Source organism: Paenibacillus sp. Aloe-11, assembly GCF_000245715.1.
GTDB lineage: Bacteria > Bacillota > Bacilli > Paenibacillales > Paenibacillaceae > Paenibacillus > Paenibacillus kribbensis.
The window spans coordinates 188,547-213,150 of the sequence record NZ_JH601054.1 but is presented as its reverse complement, the minus strand read 5'-3'; the positions used below and the strand labels follow the sequence as shown (position 1 = coordinate 213,150).

Sequence of the window (24,604 nt, the reverse complement as noted above, 5' to 3'; positions counted from 1 at the left end):
ATGATTTTACCGTAAGTCACGAGGTCGGCTTGCACCCCAAACCACGCTTGGGCTCCCCCGGGCTGAATCCGGAAGCCTGTGATGACTTCATCAAATATGAAGGCAGTCCCCGACTGCTCCGTTATCTGGCGAATTTCCTGCAAAAAGGCTTTAGGCTGAAAATCTGGTCGGCGGCTTTGCACCGGCTCCACGATAACCGCGGCCAGTTCATGCGCATGGGTGCGGATATAATCCAGGGAATCGTCCGTCCCATAAGTAAGCACGACGACATCATCCACCATATGCTGCAAGATCCCTGGAGCCAGAGGCGTCGAATGCTCCTTGTTATCACCGGCGCTCCCCAGTGCCAGCACCCCGTCGAATGTACCGTGATACGAGCCGGCAAAAAGAACGACTTTAGCTCGTCCAGTGGCAGCACGTGCCAAACGGAGCGCGACCATAACGGCCTCCGTCCCAGAATTATACAGGGCAATCCGTTCCACGCCGGTCATCTTGCATATTCGCTCGGCGACTTGCCCAGCCATGTTGGACATGGGGCCGACACACATGCCGTTATTCAGCTCTTCCTCAATTTTTTCACGAATAAAGGCCGGATTGTGTCCGAACAGATTCACACCAAAGCCCATCGTCAAGTCGACATATTCATTTCCATCCAGATCCCAAATTTTTGAACCGTCTGCACGCTGGGATACAATTTGATACACCATTTCCTTTAAAATAGGCCGGAAACCAGCCACATTGCGGTTGTTGGCGTATACGGTGCGATACTGCTGGGTGTACTGTTTGGTGCTGCGCGTACGGGCCGTGTAGCGCTCAATCAGCTCTTGCAGGTGTTGTTCCTGACGGAGCGAAAGCAATTCACGTGCTTTAACATCCAGCTTTTTATAAGGCGTATATGGCTTGACTTCATTGCCTGCCTGCTTGGCAACAGCCTTTACGGATGGAGCCGGTGCTAATGCAGCTGCGACTTTCTGCTTGGATTCAGTACGGATGATCTGTGCGCTTTCACTACTTGCCGTTGGCAAAACGCCCGTTTTCGGGCTAAATGGCTCGGAAGCTATTACGGATGCAGATGGCTGATGCCGGAGAACATCGAGCTGCTGTGACATCAGATGCAGCTGTTGCTCCATTATTCGCTCTACAGCCGCAGAAGCTGTAGCGATTGGGAAGCTTTGAGCCCGTGTATGCCCAGCCGTATCTATGGCATACACGGATGCGGCAACCGGAACGGCGGAGTCATGAGATGGTTGGGTTAACGGGAAAGCTGTAAAATCAACCTGATTCTGCGTTGTTTCTGGACGATTTTCCACAGATTGAACCGGGGTTTCAGCAGAAGTGGAAATGCTCACCCGCTCGGCTACGTAGCTGGCCAACAGCTCCAGCGTGGTCAACGATTCGAAAAATTCGTTCATTGGAACGTCCAGTCCGAAGGTATCCTTGATACTGTGGCGAACCTGGGACAAATTAATGGAATCCAGCCCAAGCTCCAGAAAATGTGTTTGTGGCTCCAGTTCCTCCAGGCTGAGCTGGGACACGTTACCGATCATTTTCGCTAACTTTTGAAGAATAGATGATATGTGCTGATCGGTAGCAGATGCCGACGCTGAATATTCGTTCCCCATCATTCCAGACTCCTTTACTGTTGAGTTTTCATGAACTGGTGCCTTCTGCTCCGTTCGAACCTGTTCGGGCACGTTAATCCAGCATCTTTTCCGTTCGAATGGATACGTAGGCAGAGAAACCTTTTTGTAGTGCTTACCTGCATAGAGGGCATTCCAATCGATCTGCGCTCCTTGCACGTACTTGGCAGCCAGCTGTTCCAGTGATTGCAACGTGTCCAAGCTTCCAGCGACCATCTCTGCGCCACCTGTGCTATCCGCTTTCCCGGTGTATACACCTTCGACGACTCTGCCTTGTTCGTGCAACTGAAGCACCTTCGCTTTCAACGCATCCGCCTCTGCGGCAGTCACAGCAATCCGGTGGTTCAGGTGACTTCTGCCTGTGTTAGCCGTATAGCATACATCCTGCATCACGAGTTCTTCCGCGCGCCCGAACCGTTCTGCGTACCGACCGACCAGCTCTCGCAAAGCGGACTCACTCCGTGCTGACAAGGTCAGCAGCAGCGGTGATGATCTATTGTTGCTGTCCGTTGACACTTGGTCTGGTTCCGTCTTCGCTATATATTCCTCCAGTACCACATGGCAGTTTGTCCCGCTGAATCCAAAGGAGCTCAGCCCGCTTCTTCTCGGGAAACCGTTCGTCTTCCATTCCCTCAGCCTCGTATTGGCATATACCGGGGATTCCGCAAAATGGATCTTTTGGTTTGGTGTGCGGAAATGAACGAGCGGCGCAATCTGTTGGTGCTTCATGGACAGTACGGATTTGATCAAGCCCGCAATCCCGGCGGCTTCGTATAAATGACCGATATTTGTTTTGACCGTGCTGATTGCCACAAACTGCTTACGCTGTGTATGCTTGCGGAAAGCCTTGGTAATACCGTCAATCTCAACCGGATCGCCCAGCTTGGTTCCGGTGCCATGCGCTTCGATATAGCTGATCGTTTCAGGATCAATCCGTGCATCGCGCCACGCCTGCGAAATCACTTCTGCCTGAGCCAGCGCATTCGGCGCAGAAATACCAATCGTGCTGCCGTCCTGATTGATGGCACTTCCCTTGATTACGGCTAAAATGTTGTCACCGTCTTGTTCCGCTTTGCGCAGCGGCTTCAGGAAGACGGCTCCAACTCCTTCACCCCAGCCCGTTCCGTCCGACTGGTCGTCGAAGGCTCGTGCCCGATCATCGGAGGATTCCATGCCAATGCCTGCTTTCAACGGCAGCAAAATCGTCTTCACTCCACCTGCCAAGGCCATGTCGCAGTCTCCATTCAGGATGGACTTGCAGGCCAAATGCACTGCCACGAGTGAGGAAGAACATGCTGTATCAACGGTTAGCGCCGGGCCTTTTAGATCGAGCAAATATGCAATCCGGCTGGAAATAACGGACGACAAGTTGCCAATGGCAAAGTTCGGCAACGCGCCTGGCTCCACCTCAGACAACAAACGCTCATATTCGAAGCTGGTTTTGGAAAAACCGACATACACGCCAACCTTTTGACCTGCCAGCTGCTTACCCCCATACCCCGCATCCTCAATCGTGCTCCACGCGGTTTGTAGAAATAGCCGTTGATTGGGGTCCATGAGCGAGGCTTCGCGCGGAGTCAGCTTAAAGAAGGAATAATCGAACTTGTCTACTTCGTCCAGATAGCCACCTTCCGCGATTTGCACATTCCGTCCTTCCGTATTCAGACGGGAAATGAAAGCTTCGGCATCTTTTCTTCTTTCGTCGCTGTACGGGCCGATATTGTCAGCGCCTGCTGCCACATTCGCCCAAAACTGCTCCAGTGTTTCCGCTTGAGGAAATTTGCCGGACATGCCAATGATGGCAATATCCCGGTCATTCGCTTCCTTCTTGTCCTCAGACTGTGCTGTTGCAGCCGCCTCACTGCTTAGGTCCTGACTGGAGATATACGCAGCCAGCTTGGCGATGGTTGGATAGGAAAAGAAGTCCGTCACCTCCATATGAATCCCTAATTGATCCTCCAACTGGTCCACAATTTGAACGAGCTGCAAGGAAGTCACTCCGATATCAAAGTAGCTGTCGTCCGTCCCGATCGACTTTTCATTTAAAATATCCTGGCAGATTCCAATCAGCTTCTGTTCTACCTCTCCTTGAGGCAAGGCTGTACGCTCAGCTGCTTGCACGGTTTGAGTGGCCTCAGCCAGAGTTGTCAGTATTTCACTAAATTCGCCCTGTTCATAGCTCTGGGCCAATTTGAAGCGCTGAACTTTCCCGCTGGTTGTTTTAGGGATACGCCGGATCGGAACTACATCCTGAATATGCCAGCCTCCCCGGTAATTCAGATGGCTTTTCAGCTTTTGGACAAGCGGTACAAAATGCTCTATCTTTTTCGTATGCATCACAAAGGCAACAATACGATCCTGCCTGGTTTGCGCATCATGTACACCGCACACAGCTACTTTCCCGAGATCCACGCCATCCAGTTCCTCGGCAATCCTCTCGATGTCATGCGGGTAGACATTCTGTCCGTTCACGAAAATGATATCCTTGGCTCTACCGGTAATAGTCAGGCGGCCGTTCCGCATAAAACCTAAATCTCCGGTGATAAGCCAGCCATCCTCTGTTTTGACCTTCGCGGTAGCCTCTGGATTATTATAGTATCCGGCTGTCACATTTTTGCCGCGGATCTGTGTGTGTCCAATCACCCCATCTTCGAGCACCTGATTTTGTTCATCGCAAATGCGGACAGAGGTGCTGGCCAGCGGATACCCCAAATCCACAAAAGTAAGACACCGCTTGTCGGACTTGTCCACTTCTTCGATGGGTTCACCTACGTGTAACTGCTGCCGATTCAAATGAATGGGGATAAAAGTACTTTTGTCCAGAGGTGGAGAGGAAACACCCACACTCGCCTCTGCCAATCCGTAGACAGGGAGCATTGCATTTTTATTCAAACCGTGAACACTCATGGCATCCATAAACACATGACAAAGCTCCACAGATACGGGCTCAGCTCCATTCAAGATCATACGAACACTTGACAAATCCCAGTTAGCTGCTGTTTCGGAATTATACTGATCGAGAAAAAATTTATATCCGAAATTGGGAGAGCATATTTGAGTCACCTTATGCTCCGATACTTTTTTTAGCCATAAAGACGGGCGTCTGATAAAAAGTGCTGTTGGCATAATCAGCTGCTTGGCATTAGCGATCACACAGGTTAAATGGAATGCGATTAATCCCAGGTCATGCGTAAGCGGCATCCAGCCCAAATAAGCATCCTTGGAGCTCATGCCCGTTTGATTTGCGATATCCCGAATATTGTAAACCAAATTTTCATGCGTCAGCATGACTCCTTTGGGATCACCTGTAGAACCTGAGGAAAATTGGATAAAAGCTAAATCCTCCGGTTTGGATATATGAACTACACCTTTACTCTGACTGGAATAATCAAATGTATGGCTTGAAAAAGTCGCTTTTTTAACAAGCTCAAAGGAATTCAGCAGTTCGTGCTGGTGCGAGTATTTTTCCAGCTGCTCCAATACTTTGTCATCTGCAATCATATAAGGGCGGGAGAGTGTATTCCAGATTTTAAACAATTTCATTTTATGCTCATCATTATTCCCTATGCTTACAGGAACAGGAACGATTCCACCGAGAAGACTACCCCAAAATACATTCACAAAGGTATGATTGTCGTCGATCTGCATGATCAGCTCATCACCAGGTTGTATCCCTTTTACCTGTAATTCATGAAGTACCTGTAATGCTTGCTCCAGAAGTTTACTGTAGGATACGTATTCCTCTTGTTTATCACCAGTAATAAAGGTGATTCCGTTCTCATCCCGGCTTGCACGGTCTTGAATGATTTCAATTAAAGTTTGAAACTGCTCCATCCTGATCCCTCCTCAATTGCTCTAGCATTACTTTCTGCTCTCCTTCGGAGACCTGTTTGGTTTGCAACACCAGGCGAATACACTCCAGTATTTCCTGTCTCTGCTCAGCAGCAGGAGGTGGACTGCTGCCTGATTCTGAGTTTCGCAATAATTCTTCCAATCTCCGAACAGGTAAAATAACACCCTTTCGATACTCATCTTCATTCCAATTGGCATTGGGGGTAGACACCGCCAGTGACAGGGAACAGGCAATCCAATTACGGATCGAGAACCGGCGTTCCAGTTCAACGCGATCCAGGTCTCTGTCCAGAGACAGCACTTCGATAGCAGTATTTATTTCCTTCGCCAAATTTTTCAGCACCGTTCGTGGACCTAACTCGACGCCTTGTTTCACACCATGATTCGCCATATACTGCATGGTTTGAATCCATCGAACCGGTTGAGTCATTTGCAAAATCAATCCTTGACGGATGCTGTCAACATCGGGATATGGCTGAGCGGTGACATTGGAGATCACGGGCCACTTCGCCTCATTTAAAGTGTATCTTTGCAGCTCTGCGGCCAGTCTGTCCGCAGCATGCTGCATAAGCGGACTATGAAAAGGACCGCTGACCTGCAAGCGCGTAATTTGGGCGCCCCGCTGTTCTAACTCGCCAGCTACCACAGCGACAGAGGTGCGATGACCGGAAACGACGTACTGGTTAGGTGAATTGTAACAGGCAATGACAGCAGGCTGATCGACTGTGGAGTGTAGACGACAGAATTCTTCCACGGCGCCTGGCTCAGCTCCGCGAACGGCAATCATGCTGCCTAGTTTTGCCACTGCAGCTTCTTCCATGAAGCGTCCCCGCTCTTGAACCAGTCGCAGAGCGTCGCCAAAGGCTAGAACACCGCTACTTACCAGAGCTGAATATTCACCCAGGCTATGACCTGCTGAGAATTCAGGGATCATCCCGATTTCATGCATATAACGCCGAAATGCAATGATGCTGATCGTAAGAAGTGCGGGCTGAGTATAGAATGTTCTGGATAGCTGGGTAATCGGACCTGCGATGCATAGAGCTTTCAGATCATATCCCAAAATATCAGCAGCCTCTTCAAACAAGCGATCCGCTTCTGTAAAGCCGCTATACCATGCCGTTCCCATTCCTACATACTGAGACCCTTGTCCCGGAAAAACCAAAGCCATGCGATTCATACCAAACCCCTTTCCTCCCCACAAAGATGTGGCAAAACAAAAATGTTTTTACGATTCAGGTGTTAATGTACATATGTATGAAGACAACAGCTGTAGAGATAGATGCAGCAAAAAGCAACAAAATCGATTGTCAAAAAACAATAATCGACATGTAAAAGTGAATGGGTTATGGAGTTTCCATTCGTGGTGTGATTGAGATCAAAAGTCAGATGTGTGAGTAGACTTGGAAGTGTAAAAACCTTGAGGTATGCTGGAATTTCAGGCTTGGAACCTAAAATTCAGCATCATAGATGAATGTGATGAGAAATTGCTGAGGTCATACAGGATGTTTTTCGATAAGTAAGTATTAAATGAGAAATATTTTATTTATATAATAGATATGGACTCGAAAAATGTCAATATCTTTTTAAATTCCTTTAATAAGAAAAAAATGCGATATATAAATGTTTTTGTTTCAATATAAACATAAAAGTAAATTAAAGTATGTCGATATAATGTATATATATATTATACACACAAACAATGCCCTCTTTTGTCTAAAAATTAGGCATTGTTTGTAATTTTTAATGAATTTTTGTGAAAATTTCTGTGCAGTAAAGTGTAAGAAACGGATTTTGTGTCAAGAAAGGCGCGTACCGAGTCGTTCCCGCTGATCGGATCTAATTTCGCTTAGCTGTCTCGGCTTCATTTTTCTCACGAATGTAGGTATCAAATAATTCAGGATTCACCACTTTACGCAGTAAGTGCATCGTCCCATCCCCAGTTCCGTGATCAAAAGCATGGATACGCTCATATCCCCAACGCTCGTACATGGATAGCAAATATGGATGTTTCTCCGCTGTCGCCAGTGTCACCGCAGGGGCACCCACCTGATCACGAATAATCGCCTGCTCTACCCAGTTCAGCAGTTTTCTCCCGTATCCTTTACCCTGTGCAGTCGGGTCCACGGCGAACCACATCACAAATGGTAAATCGGTTATAAAATCAAGGGCTCTATTTTTCAGATGGCTAACCGTAGCCTGTATGGCACCATCAACTTCCAGCACATAGCAATCATTATTTTTAATGTTTTCCTGAATGAGAGCCACGTCTGCCTGAGCGGCAGGCCATTGAAGCCCCAGCTGCCGAATCGTTTCGTATGCCTCGTACGTCACATACTGCAATCTTTCGGCGTCCTCCTGTTGTGCCAGACGATAGATTTCGCTCATATTAACCCGCCTTTCTATATTGTCATTTATAATGTGCCCCGTCACTTAACTTCATTAATCCCATCTACTTAATCAGATATGAAGAATAATATTACTGTAGCACGCTCACTATTGCAGTGACTAATTAATTTTTTCTATAGCTACATTTAAAATAACAATGTTATTGCGAAAGATAAATCTGACTCTGACCCGGCAAATAAATGTTGTAATATGCTCATTAAAAAAGCCGAAAACGTTACGCCCGCTGTCCGGGGTAACGTTTTCGGCATAAATATTCCGCTATGGCAGCCGATAGAATGCGAACGGCTCGCCGCTGCGGAAGGAAAGGCTGGCTTGCTCCAGCTTGCCCAGCGTTGGTGCATCCAGATGAACGGAGACACTGTGCAGATTATGCTGCACCTGCTCTACCTGGGTGGCTCCAACAATAACAGTAGAAACGGCGGGCCTGTTCATCAGCCAGGCCAATGACAGCGCCGTGGGCGAAGTGCCCAGCTCTTCAGCGATTCCTTTTACTTGCTTTCCGAGTTCAATTCGCTCGGGGCTAAGGAAGCGGCTGAAGTTAGGATCGGTTTCGGCTCTGGAGCCAACAGGTGCGGCACCACCTCCGGCATATTTGCCGGTGAGAATACCTCCGGCAAGCGGGAAATAGGGAATGATCCCGATCCCTTGATCGAGGCAGAGCGGGAGCAGCTCCATCTCCGGCGTACGATCGGCGAGGGAGTAGCTGCACTGAATCGAGACGTACTTGACCAGCTTCTGCGCTTCGCTGATCCCCAGCGCCTTCATCATTTCCCAGGCTGCGTAATTGGAAGCACCAATATAACGCACTTTACCTGCGGAGACCATATCGTCAAGCGTGCGTAGCGTTTCCTCCAACGGAGTGTAGGGGTCGAATGTGTGAATCTGGTACAAATCGACATAATCGGTCTTCAGACGGAGCAAGCTGCCCTCAAGCTCCTGCATCAGGTGATGGCGGGAAGATCCGCTCCCCCCTGGTCCTTCGTGCTTCGGAAGACCTGCTTTGGTGGCAAGAACGACAGATTGCCGTCTACCTTCCAACGCCAGCCCGATAATTCTTTCTGATTCCGAACCAGCATAAATATTGGCGGTATCCACAAAATTAATTCCCTGGTCGAGCGCAGCATGGATGATATTCATCGAAGTCTGCTGGTCCGCTCTTTTACCGAAGGAATTGGTGCCAAGGCCAAGCTCAGACACCTGAAGCCCACTGTTTCCCAAACGATTATATTTCACCCTGTTCATCAGTCCTCTTCCTGTGGATAGATGTATCTTGTACAAGTTTAGATAAAACTTGTACAGGCTGTGTTATTCCGCAGGTGCTGTAAAGCTTCGTTTGGCAAACTCACTGTCCAGCATGTAAAAGGCGTTGCTGTCTTTCTCAATACGCTTGAGCTTTTGAATGACTCCGTCGAACAGAGCTTCCTCTTCAACCTGTTCATCGATAAACCATTTCAGGAAATGGATCGTGGCATGTTCACGTGCGTCCAGAGCCAAGTCGGCCAAATGGTAAAATTTCTGTGTGTTTTGCTGTTCATGCTTGTAGCCGTGTTCAAATACATCCAGCATGGATTCGTAGCTATTTTTAGGCTCAGGTAATGCTGCCAACGTAGCTCGCCCTCTGCGGTCATTAATATATTTGTACAGCTTCATCGCATGAAACCGTTCCTCCTCCGCCTGTACCAGAAAGAAGTTTGCGAATCCATCTAGACTTTCACTGGAGCAATAAGCGGCCATCGCCAGATACACATGAGCGGAGTAAAATTCAAAGTTCATTTGCTCGTTCAGAGCCTGTGCCAAATTGTCATTCATGTCTCAGGTCACCTCGGTTATTTATGTGATATGTAGCATACTTAGTGTAACACAAGAGCCTACGGGAATACACGATGTTGGAGAAATGGCCCATAATCGGCCCAAAATAAAAACCAGCAAGTCTCCGGAGGGTCGGAAACTTGCTGGTTCGTTTTTACAGCTCTGTGATGAAAAAAGTAGGCCACTCTTCACAGAACGATAATACCACTATTAAGGTTGCAAGCCCCAAACGAGCTTGTCATTGACATACAAAGGAGCTTTCTCCCATTCTGTATAAGACGATTTGGTTGGATCATAGGAGAAATCGTCGCTTTCGTTATAATTGCTCCAATCTGTTTTGTTCACACGCGTTTGGATTTCACCGGTATCCTGTCCTGGTGCCAGACTTCCCGCACCGGGGCCAAAGGAGACTTCCATGTAATAATCCGCACCGGCCACAGGCGTGTCCAGCTTCACAAACTGGGCCTTGACGTTGCCGTTGCCCATCTGTGCATAGTCACAATGGAATTCCTGTGCTTTATCGCCATCTATCGTGTAATAATACCGCAGCTTAACATTTTGCAAATCGACAGCTTCCTCGCCCTTGTTTACAATACGGAAGCTTGAACGAATGTGATTGTCACCTGCATTGGTATCGCCCACACGGTACATTGCCACCAAATCTCCTGTAGCTGGTACAGGTGCTGCAGTTGGTGTGATGCTAACTTCTTGGGAATCCTCGCTGGTACCCAAGGAACTTGTTGCACTGGCAACATAATAATAGGTTGTATCATTCACTACATTTGTATCCTTGTAAGTGACATCTGTCACAGTTGCTACCGCCTCGTAAGGTCCGCCGCTTGTAGTGGAACGTTTGAGTGTGTAGCTCTCTGCGCCAAACGTTTTGCTCCAATTCAGTGTAACTTCAGCATCGCCACCAGTTGCCTTCAGATTCTTCGGAGCCTTAGGAGCCGTTGGTTCAGCAGTTCCGCCGCCATTAATCAGTCGATCATATTCAGCGTAAGCTGTTGCCATATCAACTTGGGACCAGAAGCGGTGATAAGTGAATTCAGGCGCGCCGTTTTCCCATTTCTTCGTTTCTTTATTAAATGAGTTTTCATATTTATCCTTGACGTAGGACCACATAGGGTCCTTCACAATGTTAGGACGGATATCTGCATAGCTGGAATACGTACCATTGCCGCCCTTGGAAGGATCGGAAGGTACTGCATCTTTGCCAGGAATGGTGTTGCCTTGTCCTGTTTTACCGCTCCAGCCGTTCGGAATGTAGGTCTCCTTGGCAAAGTAGCGAGAGTAGTCTTCATGTGCTTCCTTCGTTGTAATACCCACGCCGTCATTATAGCCCCATGCGGCATCCAGCAAGGATTTGGACAGATCCTTCGCTTCTTTACCCATTTCGGTGTAGTCTCCGTTTTCAGCCTTGTTTCCTGCAGCAAAGAAAGTGAGTGCCTTCACATAGCTACCCAATACCCCGATATCTTGTCCCGGATTTTTGGTTACTACATGCAGACCGCTGTTGCCTTTATGGTTTGCAAAGCCGTTCCATTTATCCGGCTGTCCGCTCCATTCGAGGTTGCCCGGCAACCAGAATTCGCCTTTGGCTTCTTTGGTGGCAACTTTTACATTTTTGCCGCCCATAATACGTTTGCCTTGTGCATCCAGATAGTAGCCTTGTGCGTCAGTCACAGGGCGTTCATTGGCGAATGCATAGTCCTTGGACCATTTAACCCATTTTTCCGTAGCTTGTTTAGCCATCTTGAACTGCTCGGAAGAGGTGTCGCCTTTTTTCGCTAAAATGTAATACAGTTCCGCAACACGCTCCATAGGCCAAGCCTGCATGCCGAACCAGTTGTTGGACGGCGGATCATGATATACAGGAGCTGATTCATAAGCCATGTCATAGAAAGTGCTTGTGCCAGCAGGATATGCTTTATAGGAACCATCCCAGCTGTTCGTCGCTCCGCCTGCAATTGCTCCCTCATCGGATTGCAGCCAAGTGTAGAATTCCAGCTGGCGTTGCAGCGAGGTGCCCCAATCCTGTCCTGCAGTTGGCGATTTTGGAACCAAACCGCCATCCTTGTCGGATAATGCGTATGCTGCTACCACGTTTTGATAGCCTTGGTGCGCATGGCTTGCGCCGATCCGCCAAGCCCAGTTGCCGCCTTGGCCGAGGCCGCCGCCCCATGATGTATACCATGCCATCAGGTAATGGCTTGCATCTTTGCCGGAACCGGATGTTGGGTTTCCGTTAGCACCACTACCAATTTTTTGGAAGTACTTATCGTACATTCCGTAGCGCAAGTAATCGCCCATTTTCTTTGCTTTATTCAAATATACTTCGTTGTCATAACCCAGCTCTTTAGCCCAATACATTGCCTGAACCGCACGAGCATCCGCATCGGTGGCATTCGTATAACGCCATTGTGGAGCAGGATTTTGATCTTCCTTGGTGAAAAGACTCATGAAGCCTTGGTTAGGCTTGCCGAACTTCTGATTGTCTTGCGACGGATGCGGGATGGCTTCCCAAACCGATTCCTGTCCACCGCGCTGGAACGTATTAATATAAGCAGCGGTATGCGACGGATTCAACAGATTGCCAAAACCATACCAGTTGTCCACGTCCAGCAGCCAGTGCATCAGATAAGTTTGATTGTTGCCATAAGTCGATTTCAGCTCTGAATCCAGCGGGTCTTTACCACCGGCATACTGACCGGTCAGACGGCTCGGATACACGTCTGGCTGTGAATACTCCGCTGCATAGGTGGCAGGGCTGTTTGGATTGTAGTTGCCCATCGTAGGTTGAGCTTCTTTACCAGGGATAATATATTTCTCCATGTTATCCCAAGCAGATTCCAGGTTGCTCCAGTCTCCGGTGTAATGGCCATACAGCACTTCGAGCCACATCCAGTAGCTGTACGCTTCCGAGGTCGTGAGGTGACCATAATCCGGGGCTTCACTAATCAGCGTTTCAACTGAATGATAAGGAATCCCTTCCTTTGAAAAATAACCACTAGCCGGATCCTTCAACTGCTTGTACATTTGAAGAAAACGTGTCGCCTCTGACGAGACTGCCGAAGCTGTGACCGATTTTACGGCCGATGCCCCGGCAGGGCTGGCTTGAGCAAAGCCCATAGTTAGCGGAAGCACCAAAACGGCCGACATGACCATTGTGAAAGACTTCCTAAATGCAGATTTCTTGCGTATCACTACTACATCCATCCTCTCCAAAAATAGGTCTTGACATTACACAAAGCTTTGTTTCAAAAAAACGACAGCACAAAAAAACAGCATATCACCACACTTTCTCGTATAAAAAAAGTAGAGGACACGCTGCCGATCATTCAAATGCTTCTCATTGGCCCTATGGAAAAAATATACCACAAACGCCATCAAATGAGAGTTGAAAAAATTAATATCTTTTAGTTAATATCCATGAAAATTGACGAATTCACACGAAATATGTAGTATTTCACAGAAGGGAGGAAATTAAATTTGCAAACATTGCTGATTGTTGGCTGTATCATGATGTTTTTAGCAGTAGCTCTCGGAGCTTTCGGGGCTCATGCTTTGAAAAAGAGACTTTCCGCAGACATGATGAGCATATTCCAGACGGGCATTCAATACCACATTGCACACGGGCTGGGTCTGCTTCTGCTTGGAGCGATTGCAGGGAATCTTGTTCATTCTTCTCTGGTCCTAGCCGCAGGCTGGGTTATGTTCGCGGGAATCCTTTTGTTCTCAGGCAGCCTGTATGCGCTTAGCTTGTCCGGTATCAAAAAGCTTGGAGCGATCACCCCATTTGGCGGGCTGGCTTTTTTGGCAAGCTGGGTGCTTGTCATCGTGGCGATTGTGCAAGGCTAAGCCCTGCCCAACACAAGAGACTTGGAAAAGTAGACGCTTCCAAGTCTCTTGAACTGTTCTCGTAATATGAAGGAGAGGATTACTTCGTCTGTACTTCCTGCGCTTTTTGAGCCGTTAACCGATGGCCTTCGATATAGCGTTTGGATTCGGCCATTTGATGCTCCTGCGCTGCTTCCATAATGATGTGAACCCCCGGCTTATACTGCTCCAGCAGTTCCATGTAGAGGCCATAGTTCATGTCGCCAAATCCCGGCGGTACCGTCTCGATCTCACCTGATAATGATAACTGACGGTCTTTGGCATGCGCTGCGATAATACGAGGCCCCAACAATCGGAAGGCTCCGCGAATAACCTCATCCTGCTGTGCCAGATTTTCCGTTCTCAGCAGATTCCCCGGATCAATGACCACACCAATCTGGGATGAAGGTACTTCCTCCAGCAAGGTTGCCAGCTCTGCAGCTGTTCCGACCAAATGATCGTTAGCGGCTTCCAATCCTACGAATACGCCCCATTTTTCTGCTTCATCCGCCAGTTCACGCACAACCTCTTTGACAACTCTCCAGTCCCGTTCCGTATACGCGCTCCCATCCTCATTGCGTCCGACTTCAGCTGCAACGATGGGTGCTCCGAGCAGACTCGCGTATCGGATCAGCTCTTTGAAGCGCTCTACATTTTCACGCAACAATTCCTCATCCTGTACAAAAAAATGCAAATAGCACCCGAGCACCGATATGGATACACCATGCTTGCGAAACTCCTCTGCGATAGACAATGCCAAGCCTGGGCTGAACTTGCCCGGCTTATTAAAATCCACATCACTGATCGCTCTCCACGGAGCTAGCTGAACATGGGTAAAGCCCGCTGCTCCTACTTTCGCAGCCAGCTCACGATATGGCAGCTTGCCAAATAAATGTGCCAATACACCTACAGTCACAATCATCACCTCTTCTTTTTAATGTTGTATTCTGTTTGCCACTGCGCTGCGTTCCAAATTCTCATTGATGATCTGTGTAATTCGCTCCATTTCATCATGAATAAAAAAGTGCCCTCCGTCGAAGGTGAACATACGAAATTCCTGATCCGTATGCTGCACCCACGCCTCTACCTCCTGCAAGGCTATCGTGTTATCAGCCAGTCCTGCCAAAGCGGTAATTGGACAGTGTAATGGCTCGGGCTCGGGCTTGGCCGTGTATTTATACGTCTCGACGGCTTTGAAATCCGCTCTCAGCACCGGCATGAAATAGTCGTATAATTCTTGATTGTCAAAAATTGCCTCGGAAAGCTGGCCATACCGCTGCAAATGTGTCCTGAACTGATCTGCAGGCAGACCATGTGACCATGGGAGATTTCTTGGGACATGCGGTGCTCGTCCACCGGAAACAAACAGATGAGCAGGCTCGCCGTATCCGCCAGCCACCAGCTTGTAGTACAGCTCGAATGCAATCATCGTCCCCATGCTATGACCGTATATGGCATAAGGATCACCGGGAGCTATCTCTTGCCCGATCTTATGCAGTAGATCATCGCTCATCTCCTCGATACTATCCTTTAGCGGTTCTCCGGAACGAATCCCTCTGCCCGCCAGTTCCAGTGGAACAAGCTTAATCTGTGGAAGCAACAGCTTTTTCCATTTAAAGCTGACGGACGCCGATCCACCTGCATATGGAATGAAAAACAATGTAATAGGTGCCATTTTGCAACCTCCCGCCTTGCTGAATCCTAACTTTTTCATTTTAGCATAAAAAGGGATATTTACCCATTTCAAATATTTTGCAAGTTAAAGAAAAATGGTCAGGGAAATCAAGTACCTTCTGTTTTAGGCAGGAAATGTCTTCCTCAGGGAAGAACAGCTTTATGTTTGAATATAATCAAGTGTTAGGTCTTATTTTTCAATTCGAGAGGAGTTCTGCGCCATGAAGTACGGTTTCTTTGATGATTCCAATCAGGAATATGTCATCCACACCCCTCAAACCCCCTATCCCTGGATTAATTATTTAGGCAATGAACGATTTTTTGGACTGATCTCCAATACCGGCGGCGGCTATGCATTTTATCGGGATGCTCGCTTGCGTCGCTTGACAAGGTATCGGTACAATAATATCCCTGTCGATAACGGCGGGCGCTATTTTTATATTTATGATGACGGAGATTATTGGACTCCGGGATGGATGCCGGTCAAACGAAAGCTGGATCAGTATGAATGTCGCCATGGACTTGGTTATACTTCCATTATGGGGGAACGAAACGGTATTCGGGCTACCCAGTTGGCTTTTGTGCCGCTATCTTTTGATGGTGAAGTACATCAAGTCAAGCTTCGGAACACCTCACCACAGATTAAAAGGATCAAGCTCTTCTCTTTTGTGGAATTTTGCCTGTGGAACGCCTATGACGATATGACCAACTTTCAGCGCAATTTAAGCACAGGCGAGGTCGAAGTACAAGACTCCGTCATTTATCATAAAACGGAATACCGTGAACGCCGCAATCACTATGCTTTTTTCTCTGCAAATTGCCCGCTGGCGGGCTTCGATACAGACCGTGAAGCTTTTCTGGGACTCTATAACGGTCTGGATCAGCCTCAGACAGTCATTGCAGGGCAGGCTTCCAACTCTATTGCCAGCGGCTGGTCTCCCATAGGATCGCACTGTATTGAGGTCATGCTGGAGCCGGGCGAGGAAACAAGCTGTAACTTCGTACTCGGTTATGTGGAAAATCCGGAGGATGAAAAATGGGAGTCCCCTGGCGTCATTAACAAAAAACAGGCTTATGCCATGATTGCACAATTTGCGAATGAATCCGATGTAGAACGAGCCTTGAGCGAGCTGCGAGCCTATTGGAATAACCTCCTGTCCAAGTACACTGTTCAAACTCACGATGATAAATTGAACCGAATGGTGAACATATGGAACCCGTATCAATGCATGGTCACGTTCAATATGTCACGCTCCGCTTCGTACTTCGAATCCGGTATCGGACGTGGTATGGGCTTCCGGGATTCGAATCAGGATTTGCTCGGCTTCGTTCACCAAATACCGGAGCGTGCACGAGAACGGATTATCGACATCGCCTCTACTCAATTTGAAAACGGCGGAGCTTATCACCAGTATCAGCCTCTAACCAAAAAAGGAAATCACGAGATTGGCGGTGGCTTTAACGACGATCCGCTATGGCTTATTGTCGGTACCGCAGTGTACATCAAAGAAACGGGAGACTTCGGCATACTGGACGAACATGTACCTTTTGATGGGGATTTAGACCACACGGCTACGCTGTTTGAGCATTTGAAGCGTTCATTTTACCATGTTGTAGAAAACCTCGGCCCGCATGGCCTTCCCCTGATTGGGCGGGCTGACTGGAACGATTGTCTGAATCTTAACTGTTTTTCAAATACGCCGGATGAACCCTATCAGACCACACAAAATTTGGAAGGCCGCGTAGCTGAGTCGGTGTTCATCGCCGGACTATTTGTATATACAGGACCGGATTTTGTTGAACTTTGCAAGCGCAGAGGATTGGATAACGAAGCAGCAGCAGCTCAAGCACATGTGGATCGCATGCGGGCATCCACTTTGGAACATGGTTTTGACGGAGAATGGTTCTTACGTGCTTACGACCACTACGGAGAAAAAATAGGCAGCAAGGAATGTGAGGAAGGCCAAATTTTTATTGAACCTCAGGGCTTTTGTGTCATGGCAGGAATCGGCGTGGAGGAAGGTCTGGCTCAAAAGGCTCTTGATTCCACACGTGATCGGCTGGAAACTCCATATGGTATTGTATTGCAAAATCCGCCTTATTCCCGCTACTATATCAATCTGGGCGAAATCTCGTCTTACCCTCCAGGATACAAGGAAAATGCCGGAATTTTCTGTCACAACAATCCGTGGATTATGATGGCAGAGGCTGTAATCGGACGTGGGGATCGTGCTTTTGGGCTATACAGCAAAATTGCTCCAGCCTATCTGGAGGACATCAGCGACATTCATCGTACAGAGCCATACGTATACGCACAAATGATTGCAGGCAAGGATGCCGTTCGTGAAGGCGAAGCCAAAAATTCCTGGTTGACGGGCACAGCTGCCTGGAACTTTATAGCCATTACCCAATCGATTCTCGGTATTCAGCCAGAATGGGATGGCCTGCGCATTGACCCGTGCATTCCTAAAGCCTGGGATGAATATACAGTCACCCGCATCTTCCGCGGCGATACCTACGTGATTCAGATCATGAATCCCCAGCATGTATCCAAGGGTGTAGCTGCGGTTACCGTGGACAATACTGCCCTCACTGACAATCTTCTGCCTGTTGCAGGGGATGGTTCTATCCATCAAGTAAAAGTGTTACTGGGGCAGACAAGTACTTAACCCTTTAAAAAATTAGCTTCAACTTCATCACATAGTATCATATAATACGAGAATGGCTAAAGATACATTAAGTGTGGTGACATCATGAACAAGACAAAACGGGATACTCAAACAATGGATTATATTACAAAACAAGGCCGCTGGGTACGCAAAATGCTATTGCTTTACTGGGTGATCATAGCAGTACATTTTATCGTCCAGCTTGGAAGCTATCTATTTCTCGACTATCCTGCTACACCTTATGAATTTTACGTTGGAACCCTTATTGTTCCCACGCTAATCATGTGCGGTTCCAACTTACTTGCAGAGCTGGCTCATCATAAATGCAACAGGTTTTCTTTCGTAATCCTGTTTGTGGCGAGTACGGTTATTTGCTGGATGATTATTCGTTTAAACTATGATATCCGGATTATTACGGCATTGTGCTTGTTGCCTATTTTCTCATCCGTCTTGTTTTTCAATCGCCGCCTAATATGGCTTTCCTTTATATTGCAAATAGTGGTATTTTTTCTATTGTTAGCTATCGATGGTTCTTTTCGTGCTTACTTATCGCCGTTTGACATCGTAGCCATTCCGACATTTTTGATTATGTCCACCTTTCTTGCTCTGATCATTCAGGACAGCGGTCGTGATCTGCTAGTGGATTTGTATAAAACACAGCACGCCCAGCAGGAGTTAATGATCAGCAACGCGATTATAAGCAAAATGTCAATGACCGATGGACTGACCAAGCTATACAATCATTTATCGTTTCAAACTTTTTATGAGAAAGCACTCGAATACGCCAAACAAGGTGCTATCATCCACTTAGCGGTAGTAGATATTGATAATTTCAAGAAAATTAATGACACTTACGGACACCAGTTTGGAGATAAAATTTTGGAGGGCATCTCTCAAATCATTACAGAACAGATTACAGCCAATGACATTCCAGCCCGATATGGCGGTGAGGAATTTGCTATTCTAATGTTCGAGCATACTTTTGAGGAAGCTTATCAGATTGTCGAGTGCATCCGGCGTGAAGTGGAGAAGATGACCTTTGGCGAGAAAATGCAAAGCGTTTCCGTGACTGTAAGCATTGGATTAAAAAGCTATTCGGAAGAAATGAACAAAGATACATTCTTCCAGGGAGCCGATGACTATCTGTATCAAGCCAAGCGTACTGGAAAAAATAAGATTGTTGCTGAGCTTAACCATATCGCTTGATGTAAAAAAACACTTCATTTGATGAGACTCCGGCATGAGCTTGCCGGAGTTTTTTATGTAGAGTTTAAAAATTTAAGGAGTTGACAATCTTATTAGTTGAAACTAAAATAGTTACACACATATATATTGGTAATTTACTTACAAAAAATTAGTTTAAAGGAGATGTTTTTCATCATGTCAACACTCGTAATTGTTGTTCACCCTAATCTTGCGGAGTCTCGCATTAACAAAAGATGGGTACAAGAGCTCAAGCAGCAATCCGGCGTGACGATTCACAACTTGTATGAAGTATACCCGGATGAGCAAATTAACGTTGCTCAGGAGCAGGAACTGCTAGAGCAGCATGACCGCATCGTTCTGCAATTCCCTTTGTACTGGTACAGCACTCCTTCCCTGCTGAAAAAATGGCAGGATAAGGTTTTAACTTACGGTTGGGCTTATGGAAGTGAAGGCGACAAGCTGCAGGGCAAAGAGCTGTTGATCGCCTTGTCTGCTGCCAGCGTTGAGGAAAATTATCAACATGACGGACGGAATAGATATACGATTGAAGAGTTGTTGAGACCTCTGGAAGCTACAGGTAATATGGTTGGCACCAAGCTGCTGCCTTATTTCGTACAATATGATGCCGCGGGACTGACCGATGAGCAACTGGAGCAATCTGCACAAAAATACGCACAAACAGTTATTTCTTAATTTTTACGCTACAATCCCCTTGGAAGGCAACTGTCATATTCTGCTTCATAGCAGATGGCAGCTCCAGCCAAGGGGATTTACTAATCGATTTGCAATAATTTACAAAAATTTATAAAGTGACTAAGCTACTGGACACCTGAGCCATACTTTCTTTAATAATGTTGCAGCCTTTTCGCAAATTTTCCAAACTTATGGTTAACGCAGGCATAATCTTAATGACTGTATCGTTACGTCCAGCCCGTTCAATGATAAGGCCTTTTTCAAAGCAGAGAGCAGCTACCTCCTTGGCGAACGCTTCTCCCAGATGAGACACATCAATTCCCCAGATCAGACCCAAACCGCGAATTGCAATGAGAGGGTCGATGGTTTGAATATGCTCACGCAAAAATTGCTGGACAAATGCCTCTTTTTCCTTCACCTCTGCTTCCAGCCCTACAGTATCCCTGAACTCCAGCGCTGCCTTGGCAGCGACAAAGGCAAGCTGATTTCCGCGAAAGGTTCCATTGTGCTCACCAGGACTCCATATATCCAATTCCGGCTTGAGCAGCAAAAGTGACATCGGCAGTCCGTATCCGCTGATCGATTTAGACAAGATAACCATATCAGGAACGATCCCCGCCCGTTCAAACGAGAAAAACGAGCCAACTCGGCCGCAGCCGACCTGTATATCGTCAACAATCAGCAAAATATCATGGTCATCGCACAACTGCCGCAAATCACGCATCCATTCGGTATCTGCGATGTTAATACCGCCCTCGGCCTGTACCGTTTCCAGAATGATGGCAGCTGGCTTTTCTACCCCGGAATGGGTATCCGTCAAAAGCTGCTCCATATATAAAATGGTATCCATTCCATTAAACGTACTGTTAAAAGGAATAAAGGTGACGTTATTCAGGGATATACCGGCGCTTTCTCGCATAGAGTTATTGCTGGTAACAGACAGACTGCCTAACGACATGCCGTGAAACGCGCCCATAAAAGCAAAAATTCCATTTCTTTTTTTGACCTTGCGTGCAAGCTTCAGTGCCGCCTCCACCGCATTGGTTCCCGTTGGTCCGCAAAATTGCAGCTTATAATTCAAGCCCTTGGGCTGGAGAATACGCTCGGAAAAGGACTCTATAAACTCTTGCTTGGCCGTCGTGTACATATCCAGACCGTGCATGATCCGATCGGAGGTTAAATAATCCAAAATCCGATTTTTCATAAAATCGTTGTTATGCCCATAGTTCAAGGCCCCTGCCCCGGCAAAAAAGTCAATATATCCCTCTCCTGCCTCTGTGTACAGCACATCGTTTTTGGCTTTGTTGAAAACAACCGGAAAGCTTCTGCAATAGGATCTTACATTGGACTCCAGCGCTTCGAATGTGTTCATTGATTTCTCGTCCTCCCGCTGACCTGATTTGGAAAAATACAAGCATGGAAAGCAAAAAAATGTAAATATGTAATCTAAAATGAGGCGACAATCTGAATCACAATGGGGCTGCCACACCAAAGAATGCATGAGTACGATCACGAAAATGAATAGAGTACGAAAAAAATGATATATAGATTAGCATGCCTGAGAGTAGTTTACATTCAGAAGATATGGGGTGGGGTTTTCTAAGGGGCCAATCAGTGGATGTCACTCCTATGTAATAAAATACCATGATTTTTTTTGAAGTCAATGCATGTTTCTGGTGTGATTTGTTATTTTTTTGTAATGGAATGACAAAGTCCTGCTGTTTATTGTTATAACAGTTCGAAAATTGTCGTATTATGGTTTTAAACCTCAAAAATAGTGCATTTCCATATCAAATAGATATAAATCCGGGTTTCTTGATCATAGATTTGCCGCAATCTACCTGATCTTTTGACAGACTGACCAAAGGAGTTTACTCTATCAGAAAGAACGTGCCAAATTTAAAAATAGATAAGGAAACATCAATATGTCTAATGTTTTAATTATTGAAGATGATAATATGCTTGGCGACACACTTTCGTTGTATTTGACAGGTGAGGGTTATAACGTGACCAGAGTGGCACAAGCGACTAAGGGGATTACCCAGCTTGATATCGTACAGCCTGATATTATCGTGCTGGATCTGTTGCTTCCAGACCTGGACGGCATAAATCCCTGCCCACTGATACGCAAGCATACGGATGTGCCAATCATCGTGATTTCTTCAGAAAACAACATCTCAGAGCGCATTCGTACACTTACGTTGGGAGCAGACGATTATATTTGCAAGCCTTTTAGTATGCAGGAGCTAAAGGCACGAATCGAGGCTCTTTTCCGACGTATTGAAATTACACGGTTACAGAGAAGAGGTTTTGCGCCTGAAGCCGAGTCTGAAACAGACATAGTTCTGGATCTGGCGCGAAGAATGATTACCGTTAATGGGCAGATTGTGGAGATGACATTTTCGGAATTTGAGCTTATGAAGCTTTTTTATTTGAACCGGGGAATTGTATTCAGCCGATATGCCTTGATTCAAGCCCTCCGTGGCACAGACTCCTTTATTAATGAGAGGGCTGTAGACGTACATATCAACCATTTGCGCAGAAAAATCGAAAAAGACCCTAAAAAGCCAAAATTGATCAGGACTATCTGGGGAATTGGTTATAAATTTATGCAGTAGCACGATCAGTTCCAGGGAACCGATGACTTGATTTCGTTAATCTCCTTTTGAACCAACATCAATTGCTCTCGCCAGTCTGGATACAGCTCCCCCACTGAGATTTCATGGCTACGCTTCAATCGCTTTTCCAGTTCGATGGCCTTTGCCAGCAGCTCGGACGCGCACAGGTTCCCTGCTCCTCCCTTAAGCGAGTGGATTAACCGGATAGCGGCAGATAACTGCCCGTTGTCCATTTTCCTCACTATTCTTTTGTCGAAATGCTGATATTCCTGAATCCATTTGTAAAGAGCAAATTGAAAAATATATACCTTCCCATCCATACCAGCTATCGCCTGCTCCGCGTGAACCCCTTGTAATTCTTGCAGCCACGCTAAATGAATCCAGCTGTTTAACATTCTTACAGCATTCAGTTCATGGACAGGCTTGAGCAGCACAGCATTAATGCCTGAACGAAGGTAATCCTCCTGTTCATGCTGCCCGGCATCGGCTGTAAAGGCGATAATGGGCAGTCTGTTAAAAGCTTTCTTTCTGCGAATATGTCTGGCCGTCTCAAAGCCATCCATCTCCGGCATATGCAGATCAAGCATTACCATATCCCAAGGATGCAGCTCCAGTGAATCTAACAGCTCTCTTCCATTTGCAACCATGGTTACTTCAAAGCCGCGCTCTGCCAGGAACTCGGTAATCACCACCTGATTAATCTCATTGTCCTCCGCTATGAGAATTTGATATTTCTGTGCTGTAGTCTCTCCTTCATAACGAGGACTCATCATCGTATGTGCAATAGCCTCCACTAGAGCGTTCCGAGCCACGGGCTTGGACAAAAAGACATCCACCCTGCTATCCTCGTCCCCAGTTTCTATCCCTTCCATCTCGAACACAGTTGTTAATCCAATGACCCGAGTCATCTGTCTATCCAGCAATTGAAGCCATGATCTCCTTGCCTCCAGTTCTTTGAAACCATCCATATTCATGTCGACCATAACCCAATCAAATGGTTCACCCTTTTCAAAAGCCTCCATACATTCCTGAAAGGATGAAATGGTGCGCGTTTCTATGCCTGTGCCTTGCAGTAATTCGTTCAGGCTATATCTCAACAGCTCGTGCTGCACAACAATCAAGGCTTTGCCGTTTATTTGATTTTCTATCGGCGTGTCTTCCTGATGTAGTTCCCCGATATCCAGCTCGACATTAAAATAAAATCGACTATATTCTCCTAATCGGCTTTCCACCTCTATATTTCCACCCATCGCTTCAGCCAAATGCTTGCTAATGGCCAAACCCAGCCCCGATCCTCCATATCGGCGGGTGGTTGATGGTTTCGCTTGGATAAAAGGGATAAACAGCTTGTCCATATGCTCCTCAGAAATACCTATGCCTGTATCCTCCACCATAAAGGACAACGCTACCCGCTCGTTCTGCTGGCTTAGCATTTTTACCTGTAGCAATACATGCCCCTGATCCGTGAACTTGACGGCATTGGCCAGAAGGTTTAAAAGCACCTGCTCCATTCGGAATGGATCACCTTTAACCCTTTTGGGTAAATGGGGAGCCGTTATAAAAACAACCTCTATTTTTTTGTGCTCCAGCAAAGTGCCTACTGTATCTGCAAGGTGCCGAAGCATTGTTTCCGGCTCAAATTCAATCCTTTCCAATTCCAGACTGTCTGCTTCCATTTTGGAGAAGTCCAGTACGTTATTGAGCATGGACGAAAGGGTCTGCGATAAGGCGAGGAGTTTGTGGAGGTAGTCTTTTTGAACGGCCGTCAGCTCTGTCTTGTTCAACAGCTTCGACAAACCCATGATTCCACTCAGCGGTGTGCGAATTTCGTGACTCAGGTGAGCCATAAAAACGCTTTTGGCATGGTTAGCCTCGTTCATCTTCTTTCTTTTCTGCTCAGAGGCTTTATATTCCGTAATATCCATTGCATGTCCGATGACATGCTTGGTGGTCCCGTTCTCCCTGACCGGATGTAATGTAATTAAAGCCGAGTATTCCCACAACTCCAGCTCAAATACCGTCCGCTCACCGAACCATGCCTGTCTGTAATATTCGCTAAGCTGATCCAGCGTTTCAGAGGAAAGCTTAAAAATGTTCCCGAGCCGCTCTACATGCTCCCTTCGATTGTAGCTGACTTGCAGATCCAGACCCATCC

Annotated in this window: 15 protein-coding genes; 5 read left to right on the top strand and 10 right to left on the bottom strand. The window is 46.9% G+C overall.

What is annotated here, in order from left to right; translation table 11 throughout:
* The 6 genes from WG8_RS12075 to WG8_RS12050 form a co-directional block, all read right to left on the bottom strand.
* Nucleotides 1-5,474: aminotransferase class III-fold pyridoxal phosphate-dependent enzyme (locus tag WG8_RS12075; protein ID WP_043891009.1), on the bottom strand; the 5,474-nt coding region annotated here is incomplete at its 3' end.
* Nucleotides 5,449-6,672: an ACP S-malonyltransferase gene (gene fabD, locus WG8_RS12070; RefSeq protein ID WP_007430457.1), complete on the bottom strand. Its 1,224-nt coding sequence runs from the start codon at nucleotides 6,670-6,672 to the stop codon at nucleotides 5,449-5,451. The genes fabD and WG8_RS12075, both read right to left, overlap by 26 nt.
* Nucleotides 6,673-7,331: 659 nt before the next feature.
* Complete coding sequence (locus tag WG8_RS12065) at nucleotides 7,332-7,880, bottom strand: GNAT family N-acetyltransferase (protein ID WP_007430456.1); 549 nt, start codon at nucleotides 7,878-7,880, stop codon at nucleotides 7,332-7,334.
* A gap of 279 nt (nucleotides 7,881-8,159) precedes the next feature.
* Nucleotides 8,160-9,134: an aldo/keto reductase gene (locus tag WG8_RS12060; RefSeq protein WP_043891032.1), complete on the bottom strand. Its 975-nt coding sequence runs from the start codon at nucleotides 9,132-9,134 to the stop codon at nucleotides 8,160-8,162.
* Nucleotides 9,135-9,206: 72 nt separating this feature from the next.
* The gene (locus WG8_RS12055) at nucleotides 9,207-9,710 is read right to left on the bottom strand and encodes a ferritin (RefSeq protein WP_007430454.1); all 504 of its coding nucleotides are present in this window, start codon (nucleotides 9,708-9,710) and stop codon (nucleotides 9,207-9,209) included.
* Between the two features lie 210 nt (nucleotides 9,711-9,920).
* Nucleotides 9,921-12,878, bottom strand: coding sequence for a glycoside hydrolase family 48 protein (locus tag WG8_RS12050; protein ID WP_007430453.1), 2,958 nt, complete (start codon nucleotides 12,876-12,878; stop codon nucleotides 9,921-9,923).
* A 324-nt stretch (nucleotides 12,879-13,202) separates the two neighbouring features.
* On the opposite strand from WG8_RS12050, the gene WG8_RS12045 reads away from it, so the two are divergent.
* Nucleotides 13,203-13,571, top strand: coding sequence for a DUF423 domain-containing protein (locus tag WG8_RS12045; RefSeq protein ID WP_007430452.1), 369 nt, complete (start codon nucleotides 13,203-13,205; stop codon nucleotides 13,569-13,571).
* Nucleotides 13,572-13,650: 79 nt separating this feature from the next.
* Here the strand turns inward: WG8_RS12045 and WG8_RS12040 are convergent, their stop codons facing one another.
* Nucleotides 13,651-14,505 (bottom strand): sugar phosphate isomerase/epimerase family protein, encoded by an 855-nt coding sequence (locus tag WG8_RS12040; protein WP_007430451.1) that lies wholly within the window; start codon nucleotides 14,503-14,505, stop codon nucleotides 13,651-13,653.
* Between the two features lie 18 nt (nucleotides 14,506-14,523).
* Entirely contained in the window at nucleotides 14,524-15,264 is a 741-nt protein-coding gene (locus WG8_RS12035) for a thioesterase II family protein (protein ID WP_007430450.1), read from the bottom strand.
* Between the two features lie 220 nt (nucleotides 15,265-15,484).
* Between WG8_RS12035 and WG8_RS12030 the strand changes: the two genes are divergently transcribed.
* From WG8_RS12030 to WG8_RS12020, 3 genes are all read left to right on the top strand, one after another.
* Entirely contained in the window at nucleotides 15,485-17,932 is a 2,448-nt protein-coding gene (locus WG8_RS12030; protein ID WP_007430449.1) for a GH36-type glycosyl hydrolase domain-containing protein, read from the top strand.
* A gap of 84 nt (nucleotides 17,933-18,016) precedes the next feature.
* Nucleotides 18,017-19,138 carry a GGDEF domain-containing protein gene (locus tag WG8_RS12025; protein ID WP_043891008.1) on the top strand — a complete coding sequence of 374 codons (1,122 nt, stop codon included), beginning with the start codon at nucleotides 18,017-18,019 and terminating at the stop codon, nucleotides 19,136-19,138.
* Nucleotides 19,139-19,312: 174 nt separating this feature from the next.
* Nucleotides 19,313-19,831: an NAD(P)H-dependent oxidoreductase gene (locus WG8_RS12020; protein WP_007430447.1), complete on the top strand. Its 519-nt coding sequence runs from the start codon at nucleotides 19,313-19,315 to the stop codon at nucleotides 19,829-19,831.
* 109 nt (nucleotides 19,832-19,940) lie between these two features.
* On the opposite strand, the gene ectB is transcribed toward WG8_RS12020, so the two are convergent.
* Nucleotides 19,941-21,203 carry a diaminobutyrate--2-oxoglutarate transaminase gene (gene ectB / locus WG8_RS12015; protein WP_007430446.1) on the bottom strand — a complete coding sequence of 421 codons (1,263 nt, stop codon included), beginning with the start codon at nucleotides 21,201-21,203 and terminating at the stop codon, nucleotides 19,941-19,943.
* Nucleotides 21,204-21,756: 553 nt separating this feature from the next.
* Between ectB and WG8_RS12010 the strand changes: the two genes are divergently transcribed.
* Nucleotides 21,757-22,449, top strand: coding sequence for a response regulator transcription factor (locus WG8_RS12010; RefSeq protein WP_007430445.1), 693 nt, complete (start codon nucleotides 21,757-21,759; stop codon nucleotides 22,447-22,449).
* Nucleotides 22,450-22,454: 5 nt separating this feature from the next.
* Here WG8_RS12010 and WG8_RS12005 read toward each other — a convergent pair.
* A partial coding sequence (locus WG8_RS12005) for a hybrid sensor histidine kinase/response regulator (RefSeq protein ID WP_007430444.1) occupies nucleotides 22,455-24,604 on the bottom strand: 2,150 nt, incomplete at its 5' end.

What these genes read in the sequence shown, in the direction of transcription:
- WG8_RS12030 (WP_007430449.1), top strand. Translation starts at nt 15,485, where the DNA reads ATGAAGTACGGTTTCTTTGATGATTCCAATCAGGAATATGTCATCCAC.
- WG8_RS12050 (WP_007430453.1), bottom strand. Translation starts at nt 12,878, where the DNA reads ATGGTCATGTCGGCCGTTTTGGTGCTTCCGCTAACTATGGGCTTTGCT.
- WG8_RS12035 (WP_007430450.1), bottom strand. Translation starts at nt 15,264, where the DNA reads ATGGCACCTATTACATTGTTTTTCATTCCATATGCAGGTGGATCGGCG.
- WG8_RS12010 (WP_007430445.1), top strand. Translation starts at nt 21,757, where the DNA reads ATGTCTAATGTTTTAATTATTGAAGATGATAATATGCTTGGCGACACA.
- fabD (WP_007430457.1), bottom strand. Translation starts at nt 6,672, where the DNA reads ATGAATCGCATGGCTTTGGTTTTTCCGGGACAAGGGTCTCAGTATGTA.
- WG8_RS12025 (WP_043891008.1), top strand. Translation starts at nt 18,017, where the DNA reads ATGAACAAGACAAAACGGGATACTCAAACAATGGATTATATTACAAAA.
- WG8_RS12055 (WP_007430454.1), bottom strand. Translation starts at nt 9,710, where the DNA reads ATGAATGACAATTTGGCACAGGCTCTGAACGAGCAAATGAACTTTGAA.
- WG8_RS12065 (WP_007430456.1), bottom strand. Translation starts at nt 7,880, where the DNA reads ATGAGCGAAATCTATCGTCTGGCACAACAGGAGGACGCCGAAAGATTG.
- ectB (WP_007430446.1), bottom strand. Translation starts at nt 21,203, where the DNA reads ATGAACACATTCGAAGCGCTGGAGTCCAATGTAAGATCCTATTGCAGA.
- WG8_RS12020 (WP_007430447.1), top strand. Translation starts at nt 19,313, where the DNA reads ATGTCAACACTCGTAATTGTTGTTCACCCTAATCTTGCGGAGTCTCGC.